The organism is Pseudoalteromonas sp. SG41-2 (genome assembly GCF_014164535.1).
GTDB lineage: Bacteria > Pseudomonadota > Gammaproteobacteria > Enterobacterales > Alteromonadaceae > Pseudoalteromonas > Pseudoalteromonas rhizosphaerae.
Map to the genome: position 1 here is coordinate 109,396 of NZ_JACJFK010000014.1, position 16,249 is coordinate 125,644.

15 protein-coding genes and 1 CRISPR repeat array (1 of these 16 cut by a window edge) are annotated in these 16,249 nt (G+C 39.2%); of the genes, 14 read left to right on the plus strand and 1 reads right to left on the minus strand.

Annotated elements, in window-relative coordinates; translation table 11 throughout:
* Position 1: 1 nt before the first annotated feature.
* The gene (locus H5186_RS12830; RefSeq protein WP_182768119.1) at positions 2-1,630 is read right to left on the minus strand and encodes a sodium:solute symporter; all 1,629 of its coding nucleotides are present in this window, start codon (positions 1,628-1,630) and stop codon (positions 2-4) included.
* Between the two features lie 247 nt (positions 1,631-1,877).
* On the opposite strand from H5186_RS12830, the gene H5186_RS12835 reads away from it, so the two are divergent.
* From H5186_RS12835 to cas2e, 14 genes are all read left to right on the plus strand, one after another.
* Entirely contained in the window at positions 1,878-2,609 is a 732-nt protein-coding gene (locus tag H5186_RS12835) for a FadR/GntR family transcriptional regulator (protein ID WP_145234132.1), read from the plus strand.
* Positions 2,610-2,650: 41 nt separating this feature from the next.
* Complete coding sequence (locus tag H5186_RS12840) at positions 2,651-3,430, plus strand: SDR family NAD(P)-dependent oxidoreductase (protein ID WP_149980061.1); 780 nt, start codon at positions 2,651-2,653, stop codon at positions 3,428-3,430.
* Positions 3,431-3,528: 98 nt separating this feature from the next.
* Entirely contained in the window at positions 3,529-4,236 is a 708-nt protein-coding gene (locus H5186_RS12845; RefSeq protein ID WP_145234128.1) for a sulfite exporter TauE/SafE family protein, read from the plus strand.
* 39 nt (positions 4,237-4,275) lie between these two features.
* Positions 4,276-5,157, plus strand: a complete 882-nt coding sequence (locus tag H5186_RS12850) for an SMP-30/gluconolactonase/LRE family protein (RefSeq protein ID WP_182761402.1) — start codon at positions 4,276-4,278, stop codon at positions 5,155-5,157.
* A 76-nt stretch (positions 5,158-5,233) separates the two neighbouring features.
* On the plus strand, positions 5,234-6,451 hold the full coding sequence (locus H5186_RS12855) for a J domain-containing protein (protein ID WP_182761401.1): 1,218 nt from the start codon (positions 5,234-5,236) through the stop codon (positions 6,449-6,451).
* Between the two features lie 100 nt (positions 6,452-6,551).
* Positions 6,552-7,415: a WYL domain-containing protein gene (locus H5186_RS12860; protein WP_182794545.1), complete on the plus strand. Its 864-nt coding sequence runs from the start codon at positions 6,552-6,554 to the stop codon at positions 7,413-7,415.
* Between the two features lie 131 nt (positions 7,416-7,546).
* Complete coding sequence (cas3, locus tag H5186_RS12865) at positions 7,547-9,955, plus strand: CRISPR-associated helicase/endonuclease Cas3 (protein WP_182761399.1); 2,409 nt, start codon at positions 7,547-7,549, stop codon at positions 9,953-9,955.
* A 27-nt stretch (positions 9,956-9,982) separates the two neighbouring features.
* Positions 9,983-10,528: a type I-E CRISPR-associated protein Cas6/Cse3/CasE gene (gene cas6e, locus H5186_RS12870; protein WP_145234122.1), complete on the plus strand. Its 546-nt coding sequence runs from the start codon at positions 9,983-9,985 to the stop codon at positions 10,526-10,528.
* A 13-nt stretch (positions 10,529-10,541) separates the two neighbouring features.
* Complete coding sequence (locus H5186_RS12875; protein ID WP_145234120.1) at positions 10,542-10,958, plus strand: type I-E CRISPR-associated protein Cse2/CasB; 417 nt, start codon at positions 10,542-10,544, stop codon at positions 10,956-10,958.
* 47 nt (positions 10,959-11,005) lie between these two features.
* Positions 11,006-12,031: a type I-E CRISPR-associated protein Cas7/Cse4/CasC gene (cas7e, locus tag H5186_RS12880; protein ID WP_145234118.1), complete on the plus strand. Its 1,026-nt coding sequence runs from the start codon at positions 11,006-11,008 to the stop codon at positions 12,029-12,031.
* Positions 12,032-12,057: 26 nt separating this feature from the next.
* The gene (gene cas5e, locus H5186_RS12885) at positions 12,058-12,705 is read left to right on the plus strand and encodes a type I-E CRISPR-associated protein Cas5/CasD (RefSeq protein ID WP_145234116.1); all 648 of its coding nucleotides are present in this window, start codon (positions 12,058-12,060) and stop codon (positions 12,703-12,705) included.
* Positions 12,692-14,167: a type I-E CRISPR-associated protein Cse1/CasA gene (locus tag H5186_RS12890; RefSeq protein ID WP_145234114.1), complete on the plus strand. Its 1,476-nt coding sequence runs from the start codon at positions 12,692-12,694 to the stop codon at positions 14,165-14,167. Before cas5e ends, H5186_RS12890 begins: the two co-directional genes overlap by 14 nt.
* 2 nt (positions 14,168-14,169) lie before the next feature.
* Positions 14,170-15,090 carry a type I-E CRISPR-associated endonuclease Cas1e gene (gene cas1e, locus H5186_RS12895; protein WP_145234111.1) on the plus strand — a complete coding sequence of 307 codons (921 nt, stop codon included), beginning with the start codon at positions 14,170-14,172 and terminating at the stop codon, positions 15,088-15,090.
* A gap of 9 nt (positions 15,091-15,099) precedes the next feature.
* Complete coding sequence (gene cas2e, locus H5186_RS12900; protein WP_145234109.1) at positions 15,100-15,402, plus strand: type I-E CRISPR-associated endoribonuclease Cas2e; 303 nt, start codon at positions 15,100-15,102, stop codon at positions 15,400-15,402.
* Between the two features lie 82 nt (positions 15,403-15,484).
* Positions 15,485-16,249: direct repeats of the CRISPR family, unit length 29 nt; unit sequence GTGTTCCCCGTACTCACGGGGCTGAACCG; it runs 2,375 nt beyond the window's last position.

Consider the following 16,249-nt stretch of genomic DNA (forward strand, 5'->3'; position numbering starts at 1 on the left):
TTTACCAGAAACGGTAGTAAATAAACGCGGTGATACCGATGATCCCTGCGGTATGAATGTAATCCCATTTATCTAGGCCATCAGCAACCTCTTTTAATGTAGCTTTGTCTAGACTTGAGAAGGTAAGGCCTTTTAATTGCTCTTCACTTGCTTGCTTGGTGAATATACTCACTACAATCATAATGCCGACAACGAGTACGAATAGTAAAATACAGTAGTATAACCAGTTCATTGTGGTAACCCATTCCACTGGTGTACCCACTAGGCTGTCTTTAAATGGCAAAAGTACTAAGCGGAACATACCCATCACAAAACCAGATACTAAACCAACAAATCCCGCTGTAGGTGTAATACGTTTACTACATAAACCTAATAAGAATACCGCAGCAATACCTGGCGCGATTAGTGATTGCACGCTTTGTAGATATTCATACAGTACGTCTGCAATCAAGCTCATAATAGGTATCCACAATAAACCTAAAATAACAATTGCAACGGTTGCTAAGCGGCCAACTTTTAACAGATGCTTTTCGCTCGATTCGGGTTTGAATTTTTTATAGAAATCGATAGTAAATAACGTCGCTGATGAGTTAAATAACGACGCTAACGAGCTCATTAATGCGGCCACTAAACCACCAATTACGATGCCTTTGACGCCGGATGGGAGTAACTCGGCAACCAATGTGGGAAACGCTTGGTCCGCACTGTCATAACTAATAACGCCTTTAACTTTTAGTGCATAGGCAATCATGCCCGGTACTAAAAAGATAAAAATAGGTAATAGCTTTAAGTAACCTGCAAACATAGTACCGCGACGAGCTTCTTTAATGCCTTTCGCCGACAGTACCCGTTGTACAATATATTGGTCTGTACACCAGTACCAAAAACCAATGATAAATGAACCAAATACGATCCCCGGCCACGGAAACTCGGTATCTGAGGCACTGCGAATTAAATGCATGTTCATATCGTTTATGCGTTCAACTTCAGACCACCCGCCGACTTTATCCAAACCGACAACTAAGATCACCACAGAGCCAATAATAAGTACTGGCGTTTGTAAAACAGAGGTCCACATGATGGCTTTCATACCCCCGAGTACAGTATAGATACCGGTGATCACTACTAAAGCAATGGCTGAGATCCAGAAGAAATCAATGCCCCAAATGCTTTCAATTCCTAAAATAGTTTTAAACGCGATGCCGCCAGCATAAACAGTCACCGCAACTTTAGTCAGTACATAACTGATCAAGGAAATAACCGATAAAAAAGTGCGTGATTTTGAATTATAGCGGCGCTCTAAAAACTCCGGCATGGTATATACTTTACTGCTCCAGTAAAAAGGCACAAACACCCAACCAAGTAATAAAATAATCCACGATTGCATTTCCCAGTGGGCTAATGCCATTCCCGATTGTGCACCTGCACCAGATAAACCAACGAGGTGTTCTGAGCCAATATTCGAGGCAAAAATTGACGCACCAATAACTAACCAACTCGCATTACGCCCAGCTAAAAAATAATCTGTAGTATCTTCTTCTTTTTGTCTCATCGAGACGACGACAACGGCTAATAACAAGACAAAAAATCCCGCTAACACTAGCCAGTCGAGTGTACTTAATTCGATCATCTTTAATTCCATCTAAGCCCGGAGATCAATCCGGATTATTTGTGTGTATAAAAATATTATAATACAAATGATGTGAATGAAAGAGATTTGTTAAAAATTAGTAATACTTTAAATTTTTATGTTTTCAGCAATTACACAGTTCAAACAGCGGAAAAAAGTATTTACAGTAGCATTGTCAAAGATTTGCCTGATGACGCGGTAAGGTTATAGTAGTATCATAGAATAAGTATTTTTAAAGGAACTGTTTATGGCACGCATTGAAAATTTAAATTTGTCGCAACAGGTAACCAATGAGTTAGGTAAAGCCATTATTAATGGTCATTACACTGCTGAAACGGGTTTACCTACTGAAGCAAAATTATGTGAAGAGTATGGCATTAGTCGTACTGCTATTCGTGAAGCAGTAAAAATGCTTGCTGCAAAAGGGCTTATTTCATCGCGCCCGCGCCAAGGCATTCGGGTTGAACCAGCAAACACATGGAATTTATACGACACCAGCGTATTAAAATGGTTGCTTGATAGTAGCCCGACCTTGTATGTGTTAAAAGAATTTTTACAAGTACGCTTAGCTATTGAACCACAAGCAGCGGCACTTGCAGCAAGACGTGCTGATAAAGGCGCAATTGCAGAGATTGCGATTGCAGTTGAAAAAATGCAAGCGGCGGCTGATGCCTCCGATGGCGAAATCCATGAAAGTGATTTAGCTTTTCATACAGCAATTTTGTTTGCCAGCGGTAATCGTTTTTTCTTTCAATTGCGTGATTTTATTTGTACTGCTCTTAACGTTAGTATTCAGCATACAACACCCGCGAAAGGTAATAAAAAAGCCATTGCGGATGAACACTTTAAAGTGTATCAAGCAATTTTAAATGGTGAGCCTGAGCGCGCTAAAAACATGATGACGTATATGATTGACGAAGCTATGTCATTTATTGAAAAAGAAATAGCTGAAAAAGAGTCACAAAACGAATCGAAATAACCATGTTTTGTTAATGAATTATCTTAATACTTAAGGAAATCATGCCAGTCTCAACATCACACACAACAAGTTATCCAAGTCTCGCTGGTAAAAGTGTTTTTATTACCGGCGGTGCAACGGGGATCGGTGAAGTCATGGTAAAGCGCTTTTGTCAGCAGCATGCAAAAGTAACTTTTATTGATATTGCCAAACAGCAAGGTGAGCAATTGTGTAGCCAGTTAGCTGGCCAGTATCGCTTTGATCCGCAGTATATTTACTGTGATCTTCGTGACATTGAACAATTAAAAGCCGCTATTGAAACAACGGGCAAAACACAAGGTGAGATCAGCGTATTGATCAATAATGCGGCTGACGATACTCGCCACGTTGCCGATACCATGAGTGTTGAATACTGGGATGATAAGTTAGCCGTTAATTTACGGCCTTGTTTTTTTTCGGCGCAAGCTGTTGCCCCGCAAATGCAGCGAATTGGTGGTGGTAGTATTATTAATATGGGTTCAGTGAGTTGGCGTATTAAGCAAACTGGCATGCCTGCTTACACCACGGCAAAAGCCGGGATCGAAGGACTAACCCGTTCATTAGCTGCGACTTATGGTAAAGATAATATTCGTATTAACACCTTAGTACCTGGCTGGGTGATGACCGAGCGACAAATAACGCATTGGTTAACTCCAGATATGATTGAAGATGTTAGACATAATCAATGTATAAATGAAACATTACAGGCCGATGATATTGTCAATGCCGCATTATTTTTAGCCGCAGACGACAGTAAAATGATGACCGCACAATCACTTGTTGTTGATGCTGGTTGGACTTAAAATTCAATAAAAAATTTACCTAACGCCAATGATATTATAATATTAGGATATTCTTGTCTGTAAATTAGTCAAACCTAGTTAAATAAGGTAGTAACGCGTTGCCCGATATCGTATTAGTTTATTTTATATTAATAATAGGCGCATGCTTGCAATGCGTGATTGGGTTTGGTCTTGGCTTATTGTGCGCACCTATTTTATACTGGCTTATGCCAGAGTTAGTGCCAGGGCCAATGATTTTAAATGCTTTATTACTCACCTCAATTCTTGCCATAAAGCACCGTGGCGCAATAGATCTAAAGCAAACCGGCTATTCAATTTTTGGTGGCGCCGTCGGAGTGTTAATTGCTGCAGCGGTAATGTTGCATGTTGATCCCCATCAGTATCGTATTTTACTCGGTTGTTGTTTACTAATTGCAGTTGCGTTATCACTTACAGGTTGGTCGCCTAAGCTTACCTTTATCTCTAATGTACTGGCATCACTAGCATCTGGTTTTATTGGTACCACCACATCCGCAGGCGGCGCACCGATGGGGCTACTCTATCAAGCGCAAAATAAAGATAAAATTAAAGCTAACTTAAGTATTTTCTTCGTGTTTATTAATTTATTTGGGATCACTGCGCTGCTGCTTACGGGCACCGCTGACTCTAATGACTTACTGCTATTTATTGAATGCTTACCCGCCATTTTAATTGGTTGGGGGCTTTCATACTTGTTAAATAATACAATTAATGAACAAGCCACGCGTATTTTAATTATTATTGTGGCGACTTTTTCAGGGCTGGCACTGATTTTCTTTCAACGTTAAAATAGCGCAATAAACTCACATGCTGTTTTAAGGTAAATAATGGCGATTAACTCGATTAAAATGATCATTCCTTGCCAATGTTTACTTGGCGAAGGGCCATATTACAGCGCATCGCTAAAGTGTTTATTTTGGGTCGATATTTTAGACAAACTACTTTACCGTTTTGATTGCCAGCAACAAACAGTGTGCCGTTACCCGATGGAGCAGGCTATTTGTTGGATAATGGAAACCACCGAACAGCGTTTAATCGCAGGTTTTGAGCGCGGCATTTATTACCTTGATAACAACACATTCCAACCTAGTGAGCTGTATCCACTGGCTACTCTTGCAGTAAATAATCGTTTAAATGATGCCAAAACCGACCGCAACGGGCATGTGTTTTTTGGTACGATGGATAAACATGAACAACACAATACTGGGGCGTTGTATCGCTTTGGTCAGCAACAAACGCCAACCATTGTTGATAGCAATTATGTGATCAGTAATGGCCCTGCAATAAGTAAAAACGGCCGTATTTTATATTCAACAGAATCATCCACCCGCACTATTTATCAATTTGATTTAAATGAGCAAGGTGAGCTTAGCAATAAGCGAGTATTTGTAAAATTTGACGAGACAATGGGCTTTCCCGATGGCATGACAGTCGATAACGACAATCACTTGTGGGTCGCGTCTTGGAATGGCCACGGCCTTTATCGTTTTTGTGAAAATGGCACTATCGTGCATTTTTATCGACTTCCCGCACCTAGGATCACCAGCCTCACTTTTTTTGGCGATGACCTAACAACCATCGCCGTTACCTCCGCCCGTACTGGCCTAGAACCTGAGATACTAAAACAATACCCCTACAGCGGCGCCGTATTTATTTTACAAGCCGATATACAAGGAATAGCAGAAACGCCTGCCCAGCTGTGTTCATAATCAGCCAAGAGGTCTTTTTCAGTGCAATGATAAAATGTTAGTATTCCCACATATATATTTGCATAAATGAGTTGCTATGAAGACAAACACTACTTTTTTACAAAATGTAAAACAACAAACCACAGCAAAACCAAGCTCAGAGTTAGAGCGTCTGTGGCAACGCATAGAAAAGCACACTAAACGTAACGCTAATTTTGATACTAAAAAGCAAGGTTTATTTATTCAGTTTAAAGAGCAAGTAGAACCGCACGAACAGCATCAAGCACAAATGATTGCACAGCAGATTTGTCATTTGAGCCAATTTATTCCACGCAAAAGCTTAACCGATGAGCAGCGAAATGAGCTTGTGGATTGGATAAATGCAGATTTAGATTACTTAGCAAGCCATCCGTTTACTGGTCACTTAGATATGGAAACAATATCACACACTTTTAAATTTCATTTAGGTAAGCACAATCAAGAAGCGGTAAACGACATCCCATCGTCAGAGCTTAATGTTTTCAGAACCATGCTGCAGCAAGATTTTCCTGGTTTAGAGTTAACAGATGAACAATTAAAGGAAATTACGCTTGATCCTCAACTGCTCTATAAACACCTAGACGAACAAGGTTTTGGTGATACCCAAGAGCCTGACTCAGAAAGCACAGATGATCCCTTTAATGCCGGCGATGCGCAAAGCGATGATGATGAAGATTGGGATGATTTTTTTGACCAATTTGAGCGGTTTGATCGTGATGAAATTAAACAACAAAGAACCGATGCAAAATTAGAAAAGCTATTTAAAAGCTCACAGCTTAACAAAATGTACAAACGCTTAGCGTCAAAATTACACCCCGATAAAGAGCCAGACCCAACTAAAAAAGCCCAAAAGCACGCGCTAATGCAACAACTAAGCGAAGCACGTAAAGCAAAAGATGGCTTTACCTTATTACAGCTTTATATTACGCATTTTGACGATGATGTGGACTTTGATGAAGAAACCAAAGCAAACCTAGTACCATTACTGCAAAATAAAATAGCCGAGCTAAATGCGCTTCATCGCAGGCAAAAAGAAGGCAACGATGAACATACACTCGTATGGCGTAAATTTAACGGCCGTAGTAAAGCACAGATCAAAGAAAATTTTGCAGATCATATAGCAGCTTTAAATAATGAATGCGATGAAATTACTGAACGCTTAAGCTATTGCACAACAGTAAAAGTACTCAAAGAAGAACTAAACGATCGGATTTTAGATAAACGCCATATGCCCATGTCATTAGAGGCTGCGTTCGAAAGTATGTTTAACCTTTGATCTAAAACAAGTCATTCAAGCAGAAAAGGAATTCAGCTTGTAATCAATGGTTTTTCTGATAACTTGGAATAACAATAAAAAATAATAGTGCAGGGAACGCATGGTTGAAACAACCGATCAAAATAGCCAGCCACTTAACTACAATATCCAACAACGGTTTCATTTTATAGAGCTCATTATTCAATGGGAAGGACGCCTGACAACCAATCATTTACAGCAACATTTTGGTATAAGCCGCTCTAATGCATCCCAGCTAATTCAAGATTATTTAGCGCTCAACCCACACAGTTTAATTTACAACAACTCGCTAAAAGGGTATCAAGCAAGCGATAATTTTATACCCAAGTTTAAGCAGCTGGATCTAACCAATTACTTAAAAACCACACAAGCGAGTATGCAAGATCAAAGTAAGTATCTTACATGGCTAAACTCACCACTTGCACCCATACAACCAGATAAAGTAAGAGGCGTTTTACAAGCGCTGAAACAAAAGTTACGTGTTGATGTTGGTTATGCATCCATTGCTAGCCCAGAATTCGAATCAAGAATTATCAGCCCACATAATTTAGTGTTTGATGGTACTCGTTGGCATGTTCGAGCCTACTGTGAAAAAAACCAAGACTTTCGAGATTTTGTATTAACCCGTTTTAGTGGCGAATATGAATTTGAAGGCGCCGCCCAATTTGACCAAAAACACGACACATTATGGCAAACTCACCTCAACGTAATAATAGAACCTGATCCGCGTTTAGCCCAAAACAAAGCGCGTATTATTGCGCTCGATCACCAAATGCAATTGCAGCCCAATGGCCGATATCAGCGCACTCTAAAAATACGAGCAGCTTTATTACTTTACCTTTTAAAACAATTAGGTGTTGTTAGTTATCACGTTAATCCTGAAGCGCAACAAATCATATTAAGTCCTGAATGCTTAGCCCAGTTACAGCCTTATTTACCTCGTTGATTTAAATCAACTGACTATAAAATAACGAATAAAAGAATATGTACAACTAAGCGACAGGTGATAAATGTACAGTGTTGTTGAATTAACCTAGTAAGCGTAGGGTTTGATAAAACCCGTTAAGGAATAGAGTGATGTCGATACCAAGTTATTTTAAATATTGGGGAAAAGCGAAAAAAGATCCGTTACAAAGTGGCGCTGATTATCATTTATTACCTTATCATTGTTTGGATGTGGCAGCGGTTGCTGACATTTGGTTAACTGAATCTCGCACTTTGCTAAAGCAAATTGCTATACAAATTAACTGCCTGGAATCAGATGCTAAAGCAATAATATTGTTTTATGTTCTACTGCATGATTTGGGAAAATTTGATGCTCGATTTCAAAACTATGTAGAAGAAATAAGAGTTCAGTTACAAGGCGAAGAGTTTGAGGTTGAGCCTGAAAAATACGCACATGGCTCGCATGGTTATCTTCACTTTATGAAGTCTTACGGCCATAACGAGGCAATGAAAGCTGTAGCCGGTCATCATGGTTATTGTGATACATCGATTGACCGTAATTTAGCTGAACCTGACGCTGATGAAGAATTAGTTGAGTTAGATAAAGTTGCACGAAAAGAATGGATTGAATTTTGTTTGGCTTGGACAGGTTTAACAGAAATTCCAGATATCGGCGATATTCCAATGTTAGCTGGTTTATGCAGTGTTGCCGATTGGATTGGTTCTTCAATCACTAGTTTTAAAACTAAAGTTGAGGATTTAAATGAATATTATCAGTGCACTTTACCACGAGCTAAACAAGCGTTAATTGAAGCGGGTGTATTAAATAAGTTAAATGGTGCAGGTTTTGAATATTTATTCTCACCATACCAACCTCGCGGTATACAAACCCTATTGAATGATATGCCATTAGAAACAGGTTTAACTATTGTTGAATCTGATACTGGCTCAGGAAAAACAGAATTTGCATTAGCTTATGCATCTATGTTGATAGAGAAAAATTTAGCAGATGGAATTGTTTTTGGTTTACCCACTCAAGCAACCGCTAATGGTTTATTTGAACGCATAGGTGAAGCTGCTAGTAAGTTATTTCCAGATAGCACACTTACATTGGCGCATAGTAAATCTAAATACTTAATACCAGATGAAAATGGATTTTTACATCAATCAAGCAAAAGAGCTTTTTTAGGTTCTTTGTCAGTTGCAACCGTTGATCAAATATTAATGGGGGTGTTGGGTATTAAGCACCAGTTTATCCGTTCATTTGGTACTAGAAAGTCGGTCCTTATTTTAGATGAAATCCATAGTTTCGATGCTTATATGTACGCTTTAATAGAACGTGTGTTACAAGGGCAACATCAAGCGTATTCTAGTGTCATATTACTTTCTGCAACTTTGCCTTTGTCATTAAAAACTAAATTGGTTAAGCCGTACTCAGGTAAAGTCAGCAGTATTGAGTATCCACTGGTCACTCATGTTGGTATGGATGGAAAAACCCAAGAAATTGATTTGAAACAACCCATAGCACGAAAAAAAGTTTATTTAGAAAATTGGCTGTCCAATGACTTATTGCCAACTGCAGAACAACAACAAAGCTTAATTGAACACGCAAAAAATGGTGCAGTTATCGGTGTTATTTGTAATACCGTGCATGATGCACAAAATTTATATCAACAGTTAAAATCTCAAATTAATACCGAAGATGAACCATTAGAAATAGATTTATTACATGCCCGTTATACCTTTTCAGATAGAGCCAGAATAGAAAAGCAAATTTTAGATATTTATGGTAAACATGCTGGCCGTCAAGGCCGTATTTTAGTTGCGACGCAAGTGGTAGAACAATCCCTTGATTTAGATTTTGATCTTTTGGTGAGTCAAATAGCCCCCATTGAATTTTTAATGCAGCGTATGGGCAGACTATGGCGTCACGACCGTATAAATACAGAGTTAAGCCCTCGCAGTACACGTATAAAACAACCTACTTTTATTACCTTACTCCCAGATCAACCAATATCTAGTTGGAAAACGCATTATCAAGGTAGTGGTTTTGTTTACCGTAATATCCGCGTTTTATATCGTACAAATCAATACCTGAATAAAAACTCTAAGCTTACTTTTCCAGATTGTTACCGTGACGCTATCGAGTATGTTCACAATGAACAAGCATATACGGAAGAACCAGAAGAGTTACTCTCCTTATTTGAAAGTTATCAACAAGAACAAGATGGTTCTGCTTATACCGCCAAAATGTATAGCGTTCTCGATTCAAAACCATTAAATGATGTTGACCCACGCTGCGCTTTATTAACCCGTGAAGGTGAAATGACCGCAACCGTTGTATTGCTTAACGAACAAGGTGAATTATGGCATGGCGGTGATTATCAAGAGCAACAAGACAGAGAGTTAAGTACTGTAGCAATTGCAAAAAAACATGCAAAAGGCAAACAGGATCCTGATTTATATTGTGTAAAAGCGATTGTTAATCATGACATTAATTACAGTGAATTAGGGGTATTTTTGCCTCTAAAGAATGAATAATAAGATTAAATATTCTAGGGAGAAGGTATGTACATATCCATAGTTGCACTAAAAGCGACCGACAGTTATGAACAGCATCAGGCTATTTGGAGTTTGTTTCCCAATACCCCTGAACGTCGGCGAGATCATTTATTTCGAGTAGAAAATACAATGGCAACGGGTGAAGTGACGGTGTTGCTGCAATCGGCCACAGAGCCGGTCAGTAGCGAAGAATCTAACGTTTTACAAAGTAAACCATTTAATCCAACGGTGGAAAATGAAGAGTTCTATAAATTTAAATTAGTTGCTTATCCTACTAAATGTATTAGCCAAGGTAAGAAAGTGATTGAAATAAAAAATGAGAACGAACAAATCGCTTGGCTGCATCGAAAACTCTCTGGGGCAAATGTCACCGTTACAGCACTTGATAGTTTTTTAGTGAAAAACAAAAAGAGCTTTAATAATCGCTTTGTTTGTTTTGAAGGGGTTTTACAAATTACTAATGCTGATCAAATTTATCAGGCGCTGGTTATGGGTATTGGCCGACAAAAACATGCTGGTGCCGGTTTATTATCTTTAGCGAAAGCAAGTTAACTTAGGGGAATTTATGTATCAACGTATTTATAACGCTTACAGTAGTTTAAGCAAAGGTGACCAAGCGGAGCTGAAAAGATGCAATCTAAGCAAGCTAGCAAATTGCCCTGCTTACTTTAGAGTTTTGAGGTTTTCTGGTGCTAAAGATACTACGCAAACACAACGTATTTTATTTTTGATGACATCAATTGATGTTTCTCAAGAAAGTGAAGCGCAATCTGTAGCTCTTGCTCTTTTAAAAGCAGGCGTAAAAGAGTCACAAATTATTCAAATAACCCGCAGCGGTGACAATGCAATTGAGTATTTAAAACGTCAATTAGTGCGTTGTAAACAAGTGCAATTAGAAAGCTTAGGGAAGTTAGCACAATTTTGGGGTGAAAACTCCCGCCGCCAACTTTTAAAAGAATTTATTTTAGCAGAACAAGATTAATCTTATTCAAATTTAAGTATTTAAAAAATTTTAAAAAGGACATTCAAATGACAACTTTTATTAATATCCATGCGTTAATTTCTCATCCATCATCAATGATGAACCGTGATGATTCGGGCTTACAAAAAACTGCCGTATTCGGTGGAACAATCAGAAGTCGCATATCAAGTCAGTGTTTAAAAAGAGCAATTCGCCAAAGTGATCTATACAAAGAAAATGTTGAAGAACTATCAATTAGAACGAACAAGTTTGATGATTTATTCGCTTTGTGTATTAAAGAATTGCCTGAATTTGAAGCTAAATTAATTGAAGACGTTTTAGAAAATATGGGCTCAAAAGTAAAAACTGAAACGAACAAAGAAACAAAAGAAAAACTCCGTTTTTTTGATGCGGTACAACCTTACTCTATTGGAGCGATCAGAGAAGCTATTAATATGGTTCAAGCAGGAACTGAATTAAAAGATTTAAAGAAAATCGTTCAAATACCCACTATAGATGTTGCACTATCGGGAAGAATGGACGCAAGTTGCCCTGAACGTAATGTTGAAGCAGCAATGAGCGTAGCACATAGCTTAACAACTCATAGCGCAGATATTGAAGTTGATTGGTTTACAGCGTGTGATGATTTGGCTGAACAAGGCTCTGGTCATATTGGCACCCATGAATTTAGCTCTGGCGTGTTTTATCGTTATGCTTCAATAGATGTGGAGCTTTTAGCAAAAAATACCAAAAAAACGGTCAGCGAAACTAAACACATTGTAAATACAATAGTAAATTGCTTTGCTCAAGTCTCACCATCAGCTAAACAGAAAACATTTGCAGCACACAATAAAGCTGATTTCGTTTTATGTACAAGTTCAAATCAACCTCTGTCATTAGCAAATGCATTTAGGAAGCCGATCAAAAATACCGGTGAAGTCATGGAAGAATCAATAAAAGCCTTAGTATCTCATTACGAAATGTTAGTTGATGGCTACGAATTACAATCACAAGCCAAAGCATTCGATTTAACTCAAACAGCATTGAGTGAAAAAATAACCTTAGTCAGTAAAATTAGTGAGTTAACGTTTTAATTAGTTTCACAACATGGGAGTTGTTTATGAAAACGTTAATTCTAAAAACTGAAGGTTTATCAGCTTATGGCTTGCAAACCTTTGATGTCCATAGGCGAGCAAATCATTTTCCTACCCGTTCAGCCATTGTGGGGTTATTGGCTGCGGCACTAGGTATTACCCGTAAAGAGCAACAAGCACTTTATGAGCTGTCAGAACAAATTACGACAGCGGTGCAAGTAAATCAAGCAGGTGAAAAAATGATGGATTATCATACAGTGCAAAATTTCCGTAGCCCTGACGGTAAAATTCAAAAAGGCACAAAACCCACATACCGTGAATATTGGTGTGACAGCGAGCACACCTTTGCTATTAGTGCTGAATGTGAACTAATTAGTAAATTAGAAGCGGCCGTTAAAGCGCCTAAATTCACCTTATTTCAGGGACGGAAATGTTGCCCATTAACTAGACCGTTATTTGATCGTGTAATGGATGAAAGTAACCCAGCAATCGCATTAAAAAAATTGGCGAATAAAGGTCAAATTTTTAGTGATATTGAAGGTGAAAACCAAGTAGCTCGAATACAAGTAAGGGATAAGTTAACACTTGCATCTAGAAAGTACGCGATGCGAATGGTGTATGTCAGTGGTGAAATGATTAAACCTGAACAGGAGTTGGCTAGTGAACTTACTTAAAGATCCCTTTATTTCAACGACTGATGGCAAAGTGTCATTAAAAGATATTTTGACCTCAAATAAAGACTATCAGTTACAGTATTTTTTTGATGAAACACAGTTGGCTATGTTGCAAATGTTGTCATCACTTTCAACAGTAGTGTTAAAGCCAACAATATCAGATTTGAATGATTATTTAGCAAATGGATTAAGCCCTGGACAATATGATGCACTACTTGAAAAAGTCGATAGCCAGTGGTTTGAAGGTGAGCGTTTTATGCGTTCAGCTTTTCCTAGTAAAGCAAAAATAGCCGATGGGCCTATTACCAAATTAGTCTCTGGCATTGAATGTGGCGGTTCAGCAAATGCCCTAGGGTTATTTTCAGAGTCTAGCGAAGTGAGTATTTGCTGCACCGACTGTACACATGTTTTAAATTATAATTTACACATGAATATTAAAGGTGAGTGTTTTGGGCCAACAGGTGCTACAGGTATTCGTGGTGGTGGTTCTATAAGCACTCTTATTTCTGGTGAAAATTTAAAGTCGACAATTTTATTAAATACTGTTTGTATTGATTACTTTAATGAGCAAGCCCAACTAGATGATGATGCCGAAAGTCGTTTTATGTGGGATATTCCGCCGATATCAGACATTTATTCTGCACCCAAAATTGGTTTAGAACGTGGTTTATTTGCACTTGCTTATCATATTGATTTTCCAGTAATTGATACTCCATGTACTTGTGATATATGTGGCAACACAGCAGATCAGAGTGTAACTACTTTTCAGCGCGTTAAGTATAGTGGATCGTATGGCTCCACCAAAAAAGGTCGTGATAATGGTGCTGGCTGGTGGTTACACCCTTATACACCAAGAAATGTAAAAGAAGATGGTATATATGCCGTTTGCGCACGAGATCAATATTGGCAGTCATGGCAAGAATTAACATCATATGTTATCGGTAAAGAAACAGATAAAACATCAGTTAAACCAGCATTCATTATCAACCAATTTCAAAATAAATTGGGTGTAGATTTGTGTTTAAGTCTCCTTGTAGGTGGAAATATTGCCGATCAAGGCTCGATCGCTGGGCGAGTCTATGATTTATATTCAATGCCATCATCATTATCTAAAAACAATTCAAGAATATCGTTAGTTATCAATGCAGGTTTAACTCAAAAGGAAAAACTCTCATTAGCGTTCAATAAAATATTCGGTGTGGGTTACGATAAAAACTTTGTTGGAGGTATTAAAAACCAGGCAATACAAAAATTTACATCGAATGCGCAGCAAATTGTTCAGCAGATCTTATTAGATGTTAATCGAAAAGAAGCTACACAGTTAAGAAAAGAGGCTATTGAAGCGTTAAACAAAGAAGCTAAATCGATTTTTAAATCAGTACAACGTAAGTACCAACACGACTTGCCTTTATTTAAAGCATTAGTAAAAGGTGAGTTCATTTTATATAAAGCAGATAGTTAACAATGGCTTTTCTCCAGCTTAAACCCATACCAATTAAAGATCGTAATTCGATGATTTTTGTAGCGATGGGGCGCATTGATGTTCGTGATGGTGCATTTGTTGTGATTGACGAAGTCAATGGTGAGCGAATGCATATACCCGTTGGCTCAGTGGTGTGTATTTTACTCGAACCCGGCACACGTATAAGCCATGCTGCGGTAAAGCTTGCAGCCACGACAGGCACATTGCTGATCTGGGTCGGTCAAGCTGGGGTCAGGCTCTATTCCGTAGGGCAGCCTGGAGGTGCAAGATCAGATAAATTACTATATCAAGCAAAGCTAGCGCTTGATGAAACTTTACGTCTAAAAGTAGTGCGAAAAATGTTTGAATTGCGTTTTGGTGAAGTCGCGCCAGAGCGACGTAGTGTTGATCAACTCCGAGGAATCGAAGGGGCGCGTGTTCGTAAAACTTACGCATTACTAGCTAAACAATATAATGTCGAATGGAAAGGACGCCGTTACGATGCAAAAGATTGGCAAGCTGGTGATATTATCAACCAATGTATTAGTGCCGCCACATCATGTTTATATGGTGTAACTGAGGCTGCTATTTTAGCCGCAGGTTATGCCCCTGCAATTGGCTTTTTACATTCCGGTAAACCGCTGTCATTTGTATATGATATTGCTGATATTATTAAATTTGATACGGTTGTACCCGCAGCCTTTAAAGTAGCAAGTAAAAGACCAAAACAGCCAGATCGAGAGGTACGAATAGCGTGCAGAGAAGCATTTAGAAAAGATAGAACCTTACAGCGGTTAATTCCTTTAATCGAAGAGGTATTAAGCGCTGGTGAGATCACGCCACCTAAACCATATGAAGATGCCCAACCGCCAGCACTACCAGAGCCTGAATCTATTGGCGATGACGGGCATCGCACTAATTAGGAGTGGATTATGAGTATGTGTGTTGTTGTAACTGAAGCTGTACCACCCAGATTAAGAGGGCGATTAGCTGTATGGTTACTAGAAATTCGCGCAGGTGTATACGTTGGTGATGTAGGTCGAAAGATTAGAGAAATGATTTGGTTTCAAGTCTCTGAGTTGGCAGAACAAGGAAATGTGGTTATGGCGTGGGCTACAAATACTGAATCGGGTTTTGATTTTATTACTTATGGTAAAAATGCACGGATGCCTATAGATTTAGAAGGATTAAGGCTGGTCAAGTTTACACCAGTAAACAACGAAACATTAAGCTAAAAATAACTGTTACGCTCTTTAAAAATTTGGTAGATTTGAACTAGCTGTTTTTATTTATAAAAAACAAGCATATACTATTAGAGTGTTCCCCGTACTCACGGGGCTGAACCGACATTAACGGTTGCTTACCAATTGACGAAACAGTGTTCCCCGTACTCACGGGGCTGAACCGAATTTTTGCCTCATGGACCAAATAAATAACGTGTGTTCCCCGTACTCACGGGGCTGAACCGCATATAGTGAACTACATCAGTCCACTTTATAGGTGTTCCCCGTACTCACGGGGCTGAACCGTTCAAGACACGGTAGTAAATTTCTGCAATCGAGTGTTCCCCGTACTCACGGGGCTGAACCGAATGATTTACCTTATGTGGTTACGGCTGGGACGTGTTCCCCGTACTCACGGGGCTGAACCGCTCTATGTATTGCTGACTTGAGCCCCCCACGTGTGTTCCCCGTACTCACGGGGCTGAACCGTGGCACAGTAGATTTGGGTGACGGCCTTTTTGCGTGTTCCCCGTACTCACGGGGCTGAACCGCTGCAATCATCACTTGATGAGGAGCGTCAAAAGTGTTCCCCGTACTCACGGGGCTGAACCGCTCTAGGCCTTGAATTTGTACAATGCTAGTAGGTGTTCCCCGTACTCACGGGGCTGAACCGTGATAAACCCCTACTACCACGGCGCTAGAATAGTGTTCCCCGTACTCACGGGGCTGAACCGTTTTATTTTTTGCAGTTGTGATTTGTGCGTCAGTGTTCCCCGTACTCACGGGGCTGAACCGCTTGAAAACTTTACTGGTTATAGCTGCGGGGTGTGTTCCCCGTACTCACGGGGCTGAACCGAGC